The organism is Variovorax sp. 05L425 (genome assembly GCF_056397705.1).
The window spans coordinates 37,889-54,032 of sequence record NZ_JBFTNY010000002.1 but is presented as its reverse complement, the minus strand read 5'-3'; the positions used below and the strand labels follow the sequence as shown (position 1 = coordinate 54,032).

Sequence of the window (16,144 nt, the reverse complement as noted above, 5' to 3'; positions counted from 1 at the left end):
GCATCACGACGACTTGCGCTTCGCTGTGCGTGACCGGGGCGCGGGCGCAGTCTTGCGCGCCGCCGCCGATGTCGCGCGCTTTTTGGGCGCGGAGGGTTTGGTGACGGCATCTTCCTGGGCCAGCACCACGTGCGATGCGCGCGTCTGCGGCTCGTCGTGCGCCGCGATGAACGTTTTGACCTCGGGGTAGACCCGCTCTCGCCAACGGCGTCCGCTGAAGATGCCGTAGTGCCCGGCACCCTTGACTTCGAGATGCTTCTGCTCGTCGGCAGAAATCCCCGTACACAGATCGTGTGCTGCGCGGGTTTGGCCCGCACCCGAGATGTCGTCGAGTTCGCCCTCGACCGTCAACAGGCCCGTCGAATGGATGTCCTGCGGACGCACGGGCTCCCGCTCGCCTTCGAGGTTCTTCACTTCCCACGTGCCGTTGACGAGGTCAAAGTCCTGGAAGACGGTCCGGATGGTCTCGAGGTAGTAGTCCGCATCCATGTCGAGGACGGCGTTGTACTCGTCGTAGAAAGTGCGATGCGCATCGGCACTCGCGTCGTCACCCTTGATCAGGTTCTTGAAGTAGTCGTAGTGACTGCTCGCGTGGCGGTCGGGGTTCATCGCAACGAAGCCCGTGTGCTGCAGGAATCCTGGGTACACGCGGCGGCCGGCGCCCGGAAAGCCGTCCGGCACGCGATAGATCACGTTGTTCTCGAACCACTCGAAGCTCTTGTTCATCGCCAGGTTGTTCACGGCCGTCGGTGACTTGCGGGCGTCGATCGGGCCACCCATCATGGTCATCGACAGCGGTGCCCTCTCCCCGCGGCTCGTCATCAGGGACACCGCCGCAAGCACCGGCACCGTGGGCTGGCAAACGCTGATCACGTGGCAATTGCCGTACTCGGTCTGCAGATAGCGGATGAAGTCTTCGACGTAGTTGATGTAGTCGTCGAGGTGGAATTCGCCTTCGGACAGCGGCACCAGGCGCGCGTTGACCCAGTCGGTGATGTAGACCTTGTGGTCCTGCAACATGGTGCGCACGGTATCGCGCAGCAGCGTTGCGTAGTGGCCCGACAGCGGCGCCACGATCAGAACCACCGGCTGGCTCTTGAGGGTCTGGAGGATCTTCGGTTCGTCAGTGAAGCGCTTGAAGCGGCGCAACTGGCAAAAAGGCTTCTCGACTTCGATGCTCTCGTGGATCACGACGTCACGGCCGTCGACCTTGACCGTCTTGATTCCGAATTCCGGCTTTTCGTAATCCTTGCCCAATCGGTAGAGCAGGTCGTAACCGGCGGCCATCCGTTGAGCGATGGGCGTCTGGCCAAAGACGGCGCCTTGCCCATAGAGTTTGGAGGCGGCTTGCGCGAAGTCCGCGAACGGCTCCATCAGGGAGCGTTGCGCTTCATACAGTTGGTAGAGCATCGGGAGGCCCGGTTAGTTATTGCAGTGCAATATATCAGTTGCACCTTTCTGTAAATAGAGTGTGTGTTCAACTTGACAAGGGTGCGCGTGACATTCAGATCACTGCGCGCACCTATTTTGGGCGGCGCAGTCGACCCTGTTCAGCCTGCGATGAGGGGCGGCGCCACGAATAGGCGCCGCCGTTCAGGTTCAGAGGACCTTGGCGATGCTCTGGCAGACGTAGTCGATGTTCTTGCTGTTCAGCGCCGCCACGCACATGCGGCCGGTGTCGGTGCCGTAGACGCCGAATTCCTCGCGCAGGCGCACCATCTGGTCTTTGGTCAGCCCGGAGTAGCTGAACATGCCGATCTGCGAGGTGATGAAGCTCATGTCCTGCTTCACGCCGGCGGCCTTCAGCCCGTCGACCAACTTCTGGCGCATGGCCTTGATGCGCACGCGCATCTCTGCCAGTTCGTTTTCCCAGACTGCACGTCGCGCAGGGTCGTTGAGCACCGCGGCCACCACCGCACCGCCGTGGATCGGCGGGTTGCTGTAGTTAGTGCGGATCGCGACCTTGAGCTGCGAGAGGACGCGGGCGGCTTCATCCTTGTTTTGGCACAGGACGGAGAGGGCGCCGACGCGCTCGCCGTAGAGGCTGAAGCTTTTCGAAAAGGAGGTCGAAACGAAGAAAGTCAGACCCGCTTCCACGAACTTGCCGATCACGGCGCCGTCTTCTGCGATGCCATTGCCAAAGCCTTGGTAGGCCATGTCGAGGAAGGGCGTCAGATTGCCGGCCTTGACCGCGGCGATGACCTGATCCCACTGTGCGGCGGTGATGTCGTAGCCGGTCGGGTTGTGACAGCAGGCATGCAGGACAACGATGGTGCCAGATGGGGCCGCCTTCAGCGCAGCGAGCATGCCTTCGAAGTTGATGCCGCGCTGGGCGGCGTCGTAGTAGGGGTACGTTTCGACTTCGAATCCGGCGTTGGTGAACAGGGCGCGATGGTTTTCCCAGCTCGGATCGCTGATCAGTACCTTGGCCTGGGGGCTGAGCTTCTTGAGGAAGTCCGCGCCGACCTTGAGGCCGCCCGTGCCGCCGATGGCCTGGATGGTGGCGACGCGGCCGGATTTCACCGGTTCGCTATCTGCGCCGAACACGAGACCCTTGACTGCGTTGTCGTAGGCGACGATGCCGTCGATCGGCAGATAGCCGCGCGCGCTGGGCGCCTTCATCATGTCTTCTTCCGCAGCCTGCACGCATTTCAGCAGGGGCAGCTTGCCGTTGTCGTCGTAGTACACGCCCACGCCGAGGTTGACTTTTTGCGGATTGCTGTCGGCGGCGTAGTGCTCGTTGAGGCCCAGGATCGGGTCGCGTGGCGCCATCTCGACGGCGGTGAACATAGACATGGGAGAAATCCTTTTGGGGGTGATCGATTCGCGTGAACCCCGGAGCTGCGTTACGCTTTCCGGTTCGCTTGAATTTTACCGGCCGCGGCCGCATCTCTCCCGAGTCCACGCCATGCCAGAAACGTCCGAAGTCATTCCTGAGTCGCAACACGCCGATCCGGTGGGTCCCGCCAAGGAGGGCGAATTCATCAGGTTCCCCGGTTCTCCGTTCGAGCTCTACCAGCCCTATCCGCCGGCGGGCGACCAGCCCACTGCGATCGCCGGCCTTGTCGAAGGTGTCCAGGATGGCGAGGTGTATCAGACGCTGCTGGGCGTCACCGGCTCCGGCAAGACCTTCACCATGGCCAACGTGATCGCCCGCCTGGGTCGGCCGGCGATCGTGTTTGCACCCAACAAGACGCTGGCGGCGCAGTTGTATAGCGAGTTCCGGGAGTTCTTTCCGAAGAATGCCGTCGAGTACTTCGTCAGCTACTACGACTATTACCAGCCCGAGGCCTACGTTCCTCAGCGTGACCTGTTCATCGAGAAGGACAGTTCGATCAACGAGCACATCGAGCAGATGCGGCTGTCGGCCACAAAAAGCGTGCTGGAACGGCGCGACACGGTGATCGTGGCGACGGTCAGCGCCATCTACGGCATCGGCACCCCCGAGGACTACACGCAGATGCGCTTCATCATGCGAACGGGCGACAAGATCGGCCAACGCGACGTGATCGGGCGGCTCATTCGTATGCAATACACGCGAAACGAGCAGGATTTTTCGCGCGGCACCTTCCGCGTGCGCGGCGACACGATCGACGTCTTTCCGGCAGAGCACAGCGAGTTGGCGATCCGCATCGAGCTGTTCGATGACGAGATCGAGTCGCTGCAGTTGTTCGATCCGCTCACGGGCCGCATTCGGCAGAAGATTCCGCGCTTCACCGTCTACCCCTCGAGCCACTACGTCACGCCGCGCGACAAGGTGCTGAATGCGGTGGAAACCATCAAGCTGGAACTCGACGAACGGCTGAAGTTTTTCCTGGCCGAGGGCAAGCTGGTCGAGGCGCAGCGAATCGAGCAGCGCACGCGTTTCGATCTCGAAATGTTGGCCGAGATCGGGCACTGCAAGGGCATCGAAAACTACACCCGCCATCTGTCAGGTGCTGCGCCGGGGGAACCACCAGCCACGCTGACCGACTATCTTCCGAAGGACGCCCTGATGTTCCTCGACGAGAGCCACCAGATGATCGGGCAGCTCGGCGGCATGTACAACGGCGATCGGGCGCGCAAGACGACGCTCGTCGAATACGGCTTCCGGCTGCCCTCGGCACTCGACAACCGGCCGCTGAAGTTCGAGGAATTCGAAACCCGCATGCGTCAGTGCATCTTCGTGTCCGCCACGCCGGCGCAATACGAAAAGGACAACGCCGGCAATGTGGTGGAGCAATTGGTGCGTCCCACAGGCTTGATCGACCCCGAGGTCGAAGTCCGTCCGGCCACGCACCAGGTGGATGATGTGTTGCAGGAAATCCGTCTGCGGGTGGACAAGAACGAGCGGGTGCTGATCACGACCTTGACCAAGCGAATGGCCGAACAGCTGACCGACTACCTGGGCGACAACGGCGTCAAGGTGCGTTACCTGCACAGCGATGTGGATACCGTCGAGCGCGTCGAGATCCTTCGCGACCTCCGCCTCGGGACGTTCGACGTGCTGGTCGGCATCAACCTCCTCAGGGAAGGGCTGGATATTCCCGAGGTGTCGTTGGTCGCGATTCTCGATGCTGACAAGGAAGGCTTCTTGCGTGCCGAGCGCTCGCTGATCCAGACCATCGGCCGCGCGGCTCGAAACCTCCATGGCAAGGCGATTCTTTATGGCGATCGCGTCACCGATTCGATGAAGAAAGCCATCGACGAGACGGAGCGTCGACGCGCCCGCCAGATCGCCCATAACGAGGCGAACGGCATCACGCCGCGAAGTATCGTCAAACAGGTTCGGGACCTGATTGACGGGGTGTATAGCGAAAAATCCGGGAAGGAAGCCGCAAAGCGTGACCTTGAGCGTGCAAAGGTGGAGGACATGTCCGAAAAGGACATCGCGCGCGAGATCAAGCGGCTTGAAAAGACCATGCTTGAACACGCGCGCAATCTCGAATTCGAGAAGGCTGCACGTGTCCGGGATCAGCTGGCGTTGCTGCGCGAGCAAGCGTTTGGAGCCTCGGGGCACGACAATATTGCGGTTCCGTCGTCAGGCGACGCGACCGCCTGAGTCGCCGCAGGACTGCAATCGGGTTTACCCCAGCAGTCCGAAGGGCCTTCTGCTATACTTGAGCAAAACACTCAACAACAAAGAAACTTCGCGATGAAGGGCCGACTCCCAATAACTGGTTCACCAGTGAAGCAGGGGTCGGGCAGGGCGGAGACGACGTCACCCAGGCCTCGGCCAAGGTGTCATTTCAACGGTAAGCACTAAGGAGCTTGCGATGCGTCTCACTACCAAAGGCCGCTTTGCGGTTACAGCCATGATCGATCTGGCGCTGCGCCAGAACACCGGTCCGGTCACGCTGGCCGCAATCAGCCAGCGGCAGCAGATTTCGTTGTCGTATCTCGAACAACTCTTCGGCAAGCTGCGTCGCCACGAACTGGTCGAGTCGACCCGCGGCCCCGGCGGCGGCTATTCGCTCGGTCGCAAGGCTGCAGATATCACCGTGGCCGACATCATTGTTTCCGTCGATGAGCCCATTGATGCCACCCAGTGCGGCGGCAAGGAAAACTGCCTTGGAGAAGCCGGTCGATGCATGACCCACGAACTGTGGGCTTCGCTCAACCAGCGCATGGTCGAATTTCTCGACTCGGTGACGTTGCAGAAGCTGGTTGACGACCAGATCGCCAAGGGCGTCCAGATTGAGAACAAACCAGCCGTCAAGCGCGCGATTTCGAGCCAGCCGGTCGTCAAGCCGATCAGGGTGAATGCGCCGAATTCGGTATTCGCATTGGGCAATGCGTTCGCCAAATCGTGATCTGTAGGCGCCTTCGGGCGCCGCTGCTTCCAGCTTCCACAAAGATAAACCCCACGCCAGCCTGAGCCAGCCATGGACGTCACTCCTCATTTCCCGATCTATCTTGACTATGGCGCCACGACGCCGGTTGATCCGCGCGTGGTCGACGCGATGATTCCCTGGTTGCGTGAGCACTTCGGCAATCCGGCGTCGCGTAGCCATGCATGGGGATGGGAGGCCGAGGAGGCCGTCGAAAAGGCGCGTGTCGACGTGGCCGACCTGATCGGCGCGGATCCGCGCGAAATCGTCTGGACTTCCGGCGCCACCGAATCGAACAATCTCGCGCTCAAGGGTGCCGCCCACTTCTACAAGGGCAAGGGAAAGCACCTCATCACGGTGAAGACGGAGCACAAGGCCGTGCTCGACACCATGCGCGAACTCGAGCGACAGGGCTTCGAAGTGACCTACCTGGACGTCCAGGAAGACGGCCTGCTCGACCTGGAAGTGTTCAAGGCCGCGATCCGTCTGGACACCATCCTTGCGAGCGTGATGTTCGTGAACAACGAGATCGGTGTGATCCAGGACTTGGTTGCGCTCGGCAACATCTGTCGTGAAAAGGGCGTGATCTTCCATGTCGACGCGGCGCAGGCGACCGGCAAGGTCGAGATCGATGTCAAGAACCTGCCGATCGACCTGATGAGCCTGGCTTCCCACAAGACTTACGGGCCAAAGGGCATCGGCGCGCTGTATGTGCGCCGCAAGCCGCGCGTACGTCTCGAAGCTCAGATGCATGGTGGCGGCCATGAGCGTGGCATGCGTTCGGGCACGCTGCCCACGCACCAGATCGTGGGTATGGGCGAGGCCTTCCGACTCGCCAGGCTTGAAATGAAGCAAGACATTGCCAAGGCGCAGGCGCTCCAGAAGCGCCTTCTCGATGGCCTGAAGGATGTCGAGCAGGTGTTCATCAATGGCGATCTCGAGCACCGCGTCCCACACAACCTGAACATGAGCTTCAACTACGTCGAAGGCGAGTCGCTGATCATGGGCATCAAGGGTTTGGCGGTGTCCAGCGGCTCCGCCTGCACCTCGGCCAGCCTCGAGCCCAGCTATGTGCTGCGCGCGCTGGGCCGCAGCGACGAACTCGCGCACAGCAGCTTGCGCATGACGATCGGCCGGTTCACGACCGAAGAAGAGATCGACTACGCGATCTCGACCATCAAGCACAACGTGGCCAAGCTCCGGGAACTGAGCCCGTTGTGGGAGATGTTCCAGGACGGCATCGACATCAGCACGATCCAGTGGTCGGCTCACTAGAAATCAATGAGGTATCCCCATGGCATATTCATCCAAGGTCATTGACCACTACGAAAATCCCCGCAATGTCGGCTCTTTCGAAAAGGGCGACGAGTCGGTGGGCACCGGCATGGTGGGCGCGCCTGCCTGTGGTGACGTCATGAAGCTCCAGATCAAGGTCAACCCCGAAACCGGGGTGATCGAGGACGCACGCTTCAAGACATACGGCTGCGGCTCGGCAATTGCCTCGTCTTCGCTCGTGACCGAATGGGTCAAGGGCAAGACGCTCGACGAAGCGGCCGCGCTGAAGAACGCGCAGATAGCCGAAGAGCTGGCGTTGCCGCCCGTCAAGATCCACTGCTCGATCCTCGCGGAAGACGCGATCAAGGCGGCGGTCAGCGATTACAAGGCCAAGCATGGCGTTGCCGCATCGGCGACGGAGGCTGCTCACTGACATGGCTGTGACTCTCACCGAATCGGCCGCGCGCCACGTCACGCGCTACCTCGGCAAGCGAGGTAAGGGTGTAGGTGTGCGGCTGGGCGTCAAGACCACCGGCTGCTCGGGGCTCGCCTACAAGCTCGAGTACGTCGATGAGTTGTCGCCAGAAGACGTGGTGTTCGAAGACCACGGCGTGAAGGTGCTGGTTGACCCCAAAAGCCTCGCCTACATCGACGGGACCCAACTCGATTTTGTGCGTGAAGGTCTCAACGAGGGCTTCAAGTTCAACAATCCGAACGAACGCGACCGCTGCGGTTGCGGCGAGAGCTTTCGCATCTGACTCCACCGGCATCGAGCCCGAGCCGCCACCATGTCATGTGCTGGCGGCTTTTTGACGCATGAACCTCACTGACAACGATTTCGACCTCTTCGCGGTACCTGTCCGCTTTGGACAAGACCGCGCCAAGTTGGACGTCCGCTGGAAAGAATTGCAGCGCGAAGCGCATCCAGATCGCTTCGCTGCGCAAGGCACTGCGGCGCAACGGGTGGCGATGCAGTGGTCGGTGCGCATCAACGAGGCCTACCAGCGCCTGAAGGATCCGATCAAGCGTGCTGCATACCTTTGCCAGTTGAACGGCGCTCCGATCAACGCCGAGAACAATACGGCGATGCCGGCGGATTTTCTGATGCACCAGATCGAGTGGCGCGAAGAACTCGATGAAGCGCGCGGCGCGGCCGATATCGAGAAACTGCGTGCCGAAGTCGACGCCGGCCGCGCGCGGGCGCTGTCCTCGCTTGACTGGCTCATCGACGAAAAGGGCGACTATCCCACTGCGGCGCTGCAGGTCAGAGCCCTCATGTTCATAGAGCGCTTTGCCGAGGACATCGAGGCGAAGTCGGAGCAATTGGGACAATAGCGCCATGGCATTGCTCCAGATTTCAGAACCCGGCCAGGCGCCTGACCCGCACCAGCGCCGTATCGCGGTCGGCATCGACCTTGGAACCACTCACTCCCTCGTGGCGGCGGTGCGCAACGGCGTGTCCGAATGCCTGCCAGATGCAGAAGGCCGAGTGGTGCTGCCCTCGGCGGTGCGCTATCTCGACAAGGACCGGCGCCAGATCGGCTTCGACGCGCTGGCTGCGCGTGTCGGCGATCCCGCAAATGTCATCACGTCTGTCAAGCGCTTGATGGGTCGCGGCATCCAGGACATTGTCAATCGGGATGCAATGGCCTACCACCTGACGGACGACGCAGGCATGGTCCGCGTTCGGACTGCGGCCGGCGAGAAATCCCCGATCGAAGTCAGCGCCGAGATCCTCGCGACCCTGCGCTATCGCGCCGAGGACACTTTTGACGACGATCTGTATGGCGCCGTGATCACGGTGCCGGCCTACTTTGACGAAGGTCAACGCCAAGCCACCAAGGACGCCGCGCAACTCGCGGGACTCAACGTGCTGCGCCTCATCAGCGAACCGACAGCGGCCGCGATTGCCTATGGGCTGGACAATGCGAGCGAGGGCGTCTATGCCGTCTACGACCTGGGTGGTGGCACGTTCGACATTTCGATCCTGCGACTGACGCAGGGTGTATTTGAGGTCATCGCGACCGGCGGTGACTCGGCCCTGGGGGGCGACGACTACGACCACGCGCTGGCCGACCTGGTCCTCGCGCAAACCGGCCACAAGGTGCACAGCGATGCCGACAAGGCAGCGCTGCTGGTATCGGCGCGATTCGTCAAGGAAGCGCTGTCGTCGGCGGAGTCGGCGACGTTCTCGGCGAGCCTGGAAACAGCGAAAGTGTCCGTTGAAATTCGACGTGCGCAATTCGAAGAGGCCACCGAGTCCCTTACCGCGCGGACGATCGTGGCAGTCCGCAAAGCGCTGCGCGACGCAAAGCTGCAGCCGGCCGAACTGCAAGGCATCGTGCTGGTCGGCGGCGCCACGCGCATGCCGCAAATCCGGCGCGCGGTCGGTCGTTTCTTTGGTCGCGAGCCTTTGACCAATCTCAATCCCGACGAGGTCGTGGCACTTGGTGCGGCGATCCAGGCCAACCAGCTCGCCGGCAATGCCGGTGCGGACGACTTGTTGCTGCTCGACGTGATTCCTCTTTCGCTTGGCATCGAAACGATGGGCGGCCTTGTCGAACGCATCGTGCCGCGCAATCAGACCATTCCGACGGCGATGGCCCAGGATTTCACGACCTACAAGGACGGCCAGACGGCGCTGGCGCTGCACGTGGTGCAAGGTGAACGTGATCTCGTCGCAGACTGCCGAAGCCTGGCTCGGTTCGAACTGCGTGGCATACCGCCGATGGTCGCGGGTGCTGCGCGCATCCGGGTCACTTTCACCGTCGATGCCGACGGCCTGCTCAGCGTGAGCGCCAAGGAGCAGGGCAGCGGCGTGGAGGCCAGCGTCACCATCAAGCCCTCCTATGGGCTTTCGGACGACCAGATCGCCGCCATGCTGCAGGACAGCTTCTCGACCGCGCAGCAGGACATGCAGGCGCGCGCGCTGGCGGAGGCGCGCGTAGACGCCGATCGCATGCTGCTGGCGACACAGAGTGCGCTGGATGCGGACGGTACGCTTCTGTCCTCCGATGAACGCGCCGCGATCAGTGCGCTGATGGATGCGCTGCGCGAAACTCGATCCACCGGCGACGCAGCCGCTGTCGAAGCAGCAACCAAGGCGCTCGCCGACGGCACCGAAGCCTTCGCGGCTGAACGGATGAACGCAGGCATTGCGCGCGCGCTTGCGGGTCGCCAAATCGAATCCCTCTAGAACATCCAATGCCCACGATCAAGATCCTTCCCCACCCAGAGTACTGTCCGCAAGGCGCCGAGATCGCCGCGCCCGCCGGCACCTCGATCTGCGAGGCCTTGCTGGAGAATCACATCAATATCGAACATGCCTGCGAGATGAGCTGCGCATGCACGACCTGCCACGTGGTGGTCCGCAAGGGACTCGAGTCGCTGAACGATGCCGAGGAAGAGGAAGAAGACCTGCTCGACCGCGCGTGGGGCCTCGAGCCTCAATCGCGCCTGAGCTGCCAGGCGATCCTTGCACAATCGGACCTGACCGTCGAAATCCCGAAGTACTCGATCAACCACGCGAAAGAAAATCACTGATGACCAGGCAGATCGTTCTCGATACCGAAACCACGGGCCTCTCGGCTGAAAACGGCGATCGCATCATCGAACTCGGTTGCGTCGAGCTGTTCAACCGCAAGCTCACCGGGAACGACCTGCACATCTACTTCAATCCTGAGCGCGAGAGCCATGAGGACGCGCTCAAGGTGCACGGCCTGACGACCGACTTTTTGCGCGACAAGCCGAAGTTTGCGACGCTTGCCAACGACATCGTCGACTATCTGCGCGATGCCGAACTGATCATCCACAACGCGGCCTTCGACGTCGGGTTTCTCAACAAGGAGTTCGAGTTCGCCGGCCTGCCCCGCCTGCAAAGTTTCGTTGGAGAGGTGACCGACACGCTGGCCATGGCGAAGATGGTGTATCCCGGCAAGCGCAATTCTCTCGACGCGCTGTGTGATCGCTTCGGGGTGGACCGGTCGAACCGAACCTTCCACGGCGCCAAGCTTGACGCGCAACTGCTGGCTGACGTCTATATCAACCTCACGCGCGGCCAGGATGCCCTGCTGATTGACGTCGCCTCGAACGAGCCGGCGCAGGGGGCTATTGTTCTGGTTGAACTGAGCACGTTCGAGTTGCCGGTGCTGATTGCGACCGAACATGAACTTGCCGCGCACGAGGAAGTGCTGGCCCAACTCGACAAGGCCAGCAATGGCCGCACGCTTTTTCGACAGTTTTCGGAAAATGCTGTGGCATAATCACAGGCTTCGCGCCACACGGTGCGGAAATCCAAAGGCGCACGTATTCGACATGTGCGCCACGGGCGGTTAGCTCAGGGGTAGAGCACAGCATTCACACTGCTGGGGTCGGAGGTTCGAAGCCTCCACCGCCCACCAAATTCCCCCTCTCTCACATTGCCAGTGCTGGCCCTCAGGGTTTGCGCTGTGCGTTGCCGCGCGCGCAGTTTTCCGAATCTTCGGCTTGACTCGTCCCTGGCGTCTTGGCTCGACGCGCTGTGCCGGAAATTTCGCGCCATCTTCGAGACGGGTTCCCCCTGTTTTGGAGAGCCGGCCGACATTCAAAAGCAGGGCGGATCGGCACAATTCCTCTCCTTGATTCCGCGCTGCAAAAGACTGAATTCGACTTCAGCACGCGCCGTGCGGGAGGGCGCCAGGGAAACGCTCCGCAAGGGCGCCCGACAACATGCCCGCGACCAAACACCAGCAAACACCGATAGACGGACCACGGGTTCATGCACGCCGATCTCGCCTTGAAGATGATGACAGACCTGTTCTGGACAGGGCTGCTGGTGTGCCTGCCTCTGCTGGGTTTGACCATGCTGGTTGGCATCGTGATCAGCATGGTTCAGGTCGTGACGCAGGTGCAGGAGATGTCGCTCACATTCGTTCCCAAACTCTTCACTGCCGCAGCGGTGCTGATCCTGGCGGGCCCCTGGATGTTGCGCAAGTTGACTCAGTTCACCGTGCAACTCTGGAGCGGTATCCCCGCGATGTTCTGAGGCAGGCGACTTGTGAACGCGTTGTCATCGACGGCGGTGCCGACCGCATTTGCCGCGGCGGGGATTGGCGTGGACTGGCTGGCTCGTGTCAGCTTGTTGGCGCTGCGCGTCGCGGCGACGTTTGTCATGACGCCCGTGCTGTATGCGGTGCCGTTGCCGACCTCGGTGCGCATGCTGTTGGTTCTGGCCTTGTCCTTTGCGTTGGCTTCGGGCCTGTCCGTGCCCGGCGGGGAGTGGACGGGGTGGAGCGACTTCCTCGTGGCCGCCATGGCCGAAATCGCCTTGGGCGCGACACTGGGCCTCGGCATTCTGATGGCCTTCGCCGCGTTTTCCGTTGCGGGGCAACTGCTCGATGTGCAGTTGGGTTTCGGCATGGCGCAGATCATCGATCCGGTCACGAAGCGGCCCATTCCGATCCTGACCTCGGCCTTCGAGTACCTCGGCGTCCTCGTTTTCTTCCTGGTCAATGGACACCACGCGCTGCTGCGCGGCCTTCGGTACAGCGTGGAGCGCTTTCCGGTCGGCGTGCCGTGGTCTGTGGCGCAGGCGGTGGCGTCGGTGCTCAAGCAGGCGGGCGGGCTGTTCAGTCTTGGCTTTGCCTTGGCGGCACCGGTGGTGTTCTGCATTCTGCTCACCGAATTCGTCCTGGGCGTTGTGGCCCGCAACCTGCCGCAGATGAACATGTTCACGATGGGCATTCCCGTCAAGATCGTCGTGGGACTGGTTGCGCTATCGGTGTGGTTCGCGGGTGTGGGCGGCGCCGTGACGAGGGTTTATGCCAGCATCACCATCGTGTGGAGCGACGTCTTCGTGGCGGCGGAGAGAGGGCGCTGATGGCGGATCAGGATCTAGATCGCAGTCAGGCTGCCACGCCGCACAAGCTGAAGCGCGCACGCGAGCGCGGGCAAACTGCCAAGAGCACCGATCTCGTGTCTGCCATCGTGTTTGCCGTCGCTGTGGTCTATATGACGGGGCAGGGGTTCGATGCCGTCTCGACGCAATTCCGCCTTGATCTGGCGCTCTTGCTGCAAGCTGGCCGGATGGATCCTTCGGGCGCAATGCTGTGGCCGATGATCGATCACGTTCTGCGATCGACGCTGCTGCTGATGGCGCCGTTCCTCGCGACGGTCATGCTGGCGGCCATTGCCGGCAACATGCTGCAGACGGGACCCATTCTTTCGTTCGAGCCCCTGAAAGCCGATTTCGACCGGATCAATCCCGTCAACGGCCTGAAGCGCCTGTTCGCGATGCGGGTGCTGTTCGACGCCGCGCGTGCGCTGGTCAAGCTGGGCTTGCTGTCGCTCGTCGCGCTCCTGGGACTCGAGGCGCTGACAGGGCAGTTCCATGCGCTGCCCTCGCTGTCTCCTGTCGGCTATCTGCGCGCGCTATTGAACGACCTTGCCAGCCTCGGCCTCAAGATGGCGTTGATTCTGGGATTGGTCGCGCTGGTCGACCTCATGTACACACGGCACGCCTTCGCCAGGAAGATGCGCATGAGCCAGCGCGAACTCAAGGATGAGATCAAGCAGCGGGAGGGCGATCCGCGCATTCGCGCGCGCCTGCGCGAACTGCGCCGCGAAATGCTCAAGCGCAGCCAGGCGTTGCGGCAGACCCGGAATGCAGACGTGCTGATTACCAACCCGACCCATCTTGCGGTTGCATTGAAGTATGAGCACGGCCGCATGGCGTCGCCGCAATTGCTGGCGAAGGGCGCGGGTCATCTGGCCACAGCCATGCGCGATATCGCCGCGCGTCACCGGATTCCCGTCGTACGGAACCCGCCATTGGCGCGGAGCCTGTTCCGCGACCTCCCGGTGGACCACCCCGTTCCGCCGGAACTCTATGCGCAGGTAGCGCGCATCATCGTATGGGTCTTCGCGATGCGCGAGAAAAACCAGGGAGCTTCCGTGGGAGCGCGGTCATGAAGGCATTGAGCCGCATGGTCGTAAGGCATAGCGACATTGCGCTGGTGCTGCTCGTGCTCGGTGTGCTGGTGGTGCTCTTTGCGCCGATCCCCAGCGGGCTGCTCGACTTCCTCATCTTGAGCAACTTCAGCTTTGCCTTCCTGGTCCTGCTGCTGACCTTCTACATGGCCCGGCCGGTTGAGTTCTCGACCTTTCCGTCGCTGTTGCTGATCGCGACCCTCTTCCGTCTTTCGCTCAACGTGGCGGCTACGCGGCTCATCTTGTCGGACGGCGACGCGGGCCGCGTCATCGGGGCGATCGGCGCCTTTGTCGTCGGTGGCAATTACGTCATCGGCCTGATCATCTTCCTGATCCTCATCGTGGTGCAGTACGTGGTGGTCACCAGCGGTGCGCAGCGCGTGTCGGAAGTCGCGGCGCGCTTCACCCTCGACAGCATGCCGGGCCAGCAGATGAGCATCGACGCCGATCTCAACATGGGTTTCATCGACCAGGCCGAGGCCCAGCGGCGTCGCAAGAATCTCGAGAAGGAAGCCGGCTTCTATGGCGCCATGGACGGGGCCAGCAAGTTCGTCAAGGGCGATGCGATCGCCGGCATCGTGATCCTGCTGATCAACATCGTCGGCGGTCTGGTCATCGGCGTGATGCAGCACGGCATGCCGTGGGGTCGGGCGCTGCAAACCTACACCCTGCTGACCATCGGCGATGGCATCGTGACCCAGGTGCCCGCGCTCGTCATCGCGGTGGGCACCGGCATCATCGTCACGCGCTCGTCGTCCGACACGAACCTGAGCCGCGAAGCCTTGCGCCAGATCGGTTCCTTTCCAAAGACGCTCCTGCTCGTGGCGATGGCGCTTGGTGGTCTGTTGCTGTTGCCGGGCATTCCGGCTGTGCCGACGCTGCTGCTGACGTCGTCGCTCCTTCTCACCGCGATGCTGCTCTATCGCGCGTCGAAGTCCGGCGCCCCGGCCGGCGAAGCGGGCGATATGGTGGCGGGTCAGGCGCTCGACAGTGCGCCCGTATCGAATCCGGATGGCACGCCGCCTGCGGCGCAGGATGATCCCTACGCACTGCTTCAAGTGGAGCCCATCGAGGTGCACCTGGGAAGTCGCTGGGTGCCGCTGGTCAATCAGCCGGGCAGTGTCTTCATGGAGCGCATCAGCGCCTTCCGCAAGCAGCACGCGCAGGAATTCGGCCTGGTGTTGCCGCGCGTGCGCTTCAAGGACTCGGCGAGGCTCTCGGCCGACCGGTACGAGATCCAGATCGACGGCGTGCTGGTCGGTAAGGGCGAGGTGCGTGCGGACAAGCTTCTCGCGATCCATCCCTCCGGCGACACCAAGGCCGTGCCGGGCGAGCCGACACGCGATCCCACCTATGGATTGCCCGCCTTGTGGATCGACGAAAGCCAGCGCGAAGCGGCAGGCAAGGCCAATTTCACGCTGGTGGACGGCCCCACGGTCTTCATGACGCATCTCACGGAGATGCTGCGCCGCGAGTCCGCGACGCTGCTGACGCGTGCCGAGATCGACCGGCTGCTGGGGCGCGTGCGACAAGCCCAGCCGGGCCTCGTCGAGGAATTGATCCCGACCGTTCTTTCGTCCAGCGAAGTGCAGAAGGTGCTTCAGAACCTCCTGCGCGAGAAGGTGTCGATCCGCCACATCGAGGCCATCCTCGAAACCCTGGCCGACGCCGGTCGCTCCACCCGCGACGCCAACCAGCTCACCGAAGCCGTACGCCAGCGGCTGGGCCATGCAATCTGCCAGGGGCTTCTGGGCGAGGCGAATTCGCTCCAGGTGCTCACGCTCGATCCGGCGATCGAAAGCCAGTTCCTCCAAAGCATCCAGTCGGCCACGGAAGAAGGAGGAGGGCAAGCCTTTGCGCTCGATCCGCGTCTGACGGAGCAACTCGTGAAGCGCCTCGTGCAGCAGGCCGAACGCATGATGAAGAGCAACCTGCTGCCGGTGCTGCTTTGCGCGCCGGAATTGCGTCGCCATGTGCGCGCGCTGTCCGAGCGCGTGATGCCGCATTTGCGCGTCCTGTCCATGACCGAAGTGCCTCACGCCGTCGAGCTCAAGTCCTTTGGCGTCATTCAACTCTGAACCCTGCGAGGACCG

Annotated in this window: 15 protein-coding genes and 1 tRNA gene; 14 read left to right on the top strand and 2 right to left on the bottom strand. The window is 62.3% G+C overall.

From position 1 onward, the window contains the following. Positions 1-3: 3 nt before the first annotated feature. Together AC1DN9_RS02335 and AC1DN9_RS02330 are read right to left on the bottom strand one after the other, a co-directional pair. Positions 4-1,410: a polyhydroxyalkanoate depolymerase gene (locus AC1DN9_RS02335; RefSeq protein ID WP_478096911.1), complete on the bottom strand. Its 1,407-nt coding sequence runs from the start codon at positions 1,408-1,410 to the stop codon at positions 4-6. A gap of 189 nt (positions 1,411-1,599) precedes the next feature. Further along, entirely contained in the window at positions 1,600-2,796 is a 1,197-nt protein-coding gene (locus AC1DN9_RS02330; RefSeq protein ID WP_478096909.1) for an amino acid aminotransferase, read from the bottom strand. A gap of 112 nt (positions 2,797-2,908) precedes the next feature. Here AC1DN9_RS02330 and uvrB point away from each other — a divergent pair, with 112 nt between their 5' ends. The 14 genes from uvrB to flhA all read left to right on the top strand — a co-directional run bounded on the left by uvrB (position 2,909) and on the right by flhA (position 16,129). Beyond that, positions 2,909-5,041, top strand: a complete 2,133-nt coding sequence (uvrB, locus tag AC1DN9_RS02325; RefSeq protein ID WP_478096907.1) for an excinuclease ABC subunit UvrB — start codon at positions 2,909-2,911, stop codon at positions 5,039-5,041. A 214-nt stretch (positions 5,042-5,255) separates the two neighbouring features. Continuing rightward, positions 5,256-5,792, top strand: a complete 537-nt coding sequence (gene iscR, locus AC1DN9_RS02320; protein WP_028253560.1) for a Fe-S cluster assembly transcriptional regulator IscR — start codon at positions 5,256-5,258, stop codon at positions 5,790-5,792. A 72-nt stretch (positions 5,793-5,864) separates the two neighbouring features. Next, on the top strand, positions 5,865-7,085 hold the full coding sequence (locus tag AC1DN9_RS02315; RefSeq protein WP_478096905.1) for an IscS subfamily cysteine desulfurase: 1,221 nt from the start codon (positions 5,865-5,867) through the stop codon (positions 7,083-7,085). Between the two features lie 19 nt (positions 7,086-7,104). After that, positions 7,105-7,518, top strand: a complete 414-nt coding sequence (gene iscU / locus AC1DN9_RS02310) for a Fe-S cluster assembly scaffold IscU (RefSeq protein ID WP_478096903.1) — start codon at positions 7,105-7,107, stop codon at positions 7,516-7,518. Position 7,519: 1 nt separating this feature from the next. Then, a complete protein-coding gene (gene iscA, locus AC1DN9_RS02305) occupies positions 7,520-7,843 on the top strand; it encodes an iron-sulfur cluster assembly protein IscA (RefSeq protein ID WP_184524123.1) in 324 nt (107 codons plus the stop codon). A 58-nt stretch (positions 7,844-7,901) separates the two neighbouring features. Next, positions 7,902-8,420, top strand: coding sequence for a Fe-S protein assembly co-chaperone HscB (gene hscB, locus AC1DN9_RS02300; protein ID WP_478096901.1), 519 nt, complete (start codon positions 7,902-7,904; stop codon positions 8,418-8,420). 4 nt (positions 8,421-8,424) lie between these two features. Then, complete coding sequence (gene hscA / locus AC1DN9_RS02295) at positions 8,425-10,281, top strand: Fe-S protein assembly chaperone HscA (RefSeq protein WP_478096899.1); 1,857 nt, start codon at positions 8,425-8,427, stop codon at positions 10,279-10,281. Between the two features lie 8 nt (positions 10,282-10,289). Beyond that, the gene (gene fdx, locus AC1DN9_RS02290) at positions 10,290-10,628 is read left to right on the top strand and encodes an ISC system 2Fe-2S type ferredoxin (protein ID WP_478096898.1); all 339 of its coding nucleotides are present in this window, start codon (positions 10,290-10,292) and stop codon (positions 10,626-10,628) included. Further along, positions 10,628-11,347, top strand: a complete 720-nt coding sequence (gene dnaQ / locus AC1DN9_RS02285) for a DNA polymerase III subunit epsilon (RefSeq protein WP_478096896.1) — start codon at positions 10,628-10,630, stop codon at positions 11,345-11,347. The genes fdx and dnaQ overlap by 1 nt, the downstream gene beginning before the upstream one ends. A gap of 63 nt (positions 11,348-11,410) precedes the next feature. After that, a tRNA-Val gene (locus AC1DN9_RS02280) sits at positions 11,411-11,485 on the top strand. A 356-nt stretch (positions 11,486-11,841) separates the two neighbouring features. Then, positions 11,842-12,108, top strand: coding sequence for a flagellar biosynthetic protein FliQ (locus AC1DN9_RS02275; protein ID WP_478096895.1), 267 nt, complete (start codon positions 11,842-11,844; stop codon positions 12,106-12,108). 12 nt (positions 12,109-12,120) lie between these two features. Next, positions 12,121-12,942 carry a flagellar biosynthetic protein FliR gene (locus tag AC1DN9_RS02270; protein WP_478096893.1) on the top strand — a complete coding sequence of 274 codons (822 nt, stop codon included), beginning with the start codon at positions 12,121-12,123 and terminating at the stop codon, positions 12,940-12,942. Then, entirely contained in the window at positions 12,903-14,033 is a 1,131-nt protein-coding gene (locus AC1DN9_RS02265) for an EscU/YscU/HrcU family type III secretion system export apparatus switch protein (protein WP_478096891.1), read from the top strand. Before AC1DN9_RS02270 ends, AC1DN9_RS02265 begins: the two co-directional genes overlap by 40 nt. Beyond that, entirely contained in the window at positions 14,030-16,129 is a 2,100-nt protein-coding gene (flhA, locus tag AC1DN9_RS02260) for a flagellar biosynthesis protein FlhA (RefSeq protein WP_478096889.1), read from the top strand. Before AC1DN9_RS02265 ends, flhA begins: the two co-directional genes overlap by 4 nt. Positions 16,130-16,144: the final 15 nt, after the last annotated feature.

Bases quoted from the DNA above. Each gene is read 5' to 3' on its own strand.
- AC1DN9_RS02330 (WP_478096909.1), bottom strand. From the start codon at position 2,796: ATGTCTATGTTCACCGCCGTCGAGATGGCGCCACGCGACCCGATCCTG.
- AC1DN9_RS02275 (WP_478096895.1), top strand. From the start codon at position 11,842: ATGCACGCCGATCTCGCCTTGAAGATGATGACAGACCTGTTCTGGACA.
- iscA (WP_184524123.1), top strand. From the start codon at position 7,520: ATGGCTGTGACTCTCACCGAATCGGCCGCGCGCCACGTCACGCGCTAC.
- flhA (WP_478096889.1), top strand. From the start codon at position 14,030: ATGAAGGCATTGAGCCGCATGGTCGTAAGGCATAGCGACATTGCGCTG.
- hscB (WP_478096901.1), top strand. From the start codon at position 7,902: ATGAACCTCACTGACAACGATTTCGACCTCTTCGCGGTACCTGTCCGC.
- AC1DN9_RS02335 (WP_478096911.1), bottom strand. From the start codon at position 1,410: ATGCTCTACCAACTGTATGAAGCGCAACGCTCCCTGATGGAGCCGTTC.
- hscA (WP_478096899.1), top strand. From the start codon at position 8,425: ATGGCATTGCTCCAGATTTCAGAACCCGGCCAGGCGCCTGACCCGCAC.
- dnaQ (WP_478096896.1), top strand. From the start codon at position 10,628: ATGACCAGGCAGATCGTTCTCGATACCGAAACCACGGGCCTCTCGGCT.
- AC1DN9_RS02315 (WP_478096905.1), top strand. From the start codon at position 5,865: ATGGACGTCACTCCTCATTTCCCGATCTATCTTGACTATGGCGCCACG.
- fdx (WP_478096898.1), top strand. From the start codon at position 10,290: ATGCCCACGATCAAGATCCTTCCCCACCCAGAGTACTGTCCGCAAGGC.
- iscR (WP_028253560.1), top strand. From the start codon at position 5,256: ATGCGTCTCACTACCAAAGGCCGCTTTGCGGTTACAGCCATGATCGAT.
- uvrB (WP_478096907.1), top strand. From the start codon at position 2,909: ATGCCAGAAACGTCCGAAGTCATTCCTGAGTCGCAACACGCCGATCCG.
- iscU (WP_478096903.1), top strand. From the start codon at position 7,105: ATGGCATATTCATCCAAGGTCATTGACCACTACGAAAATCCCCGCAAT.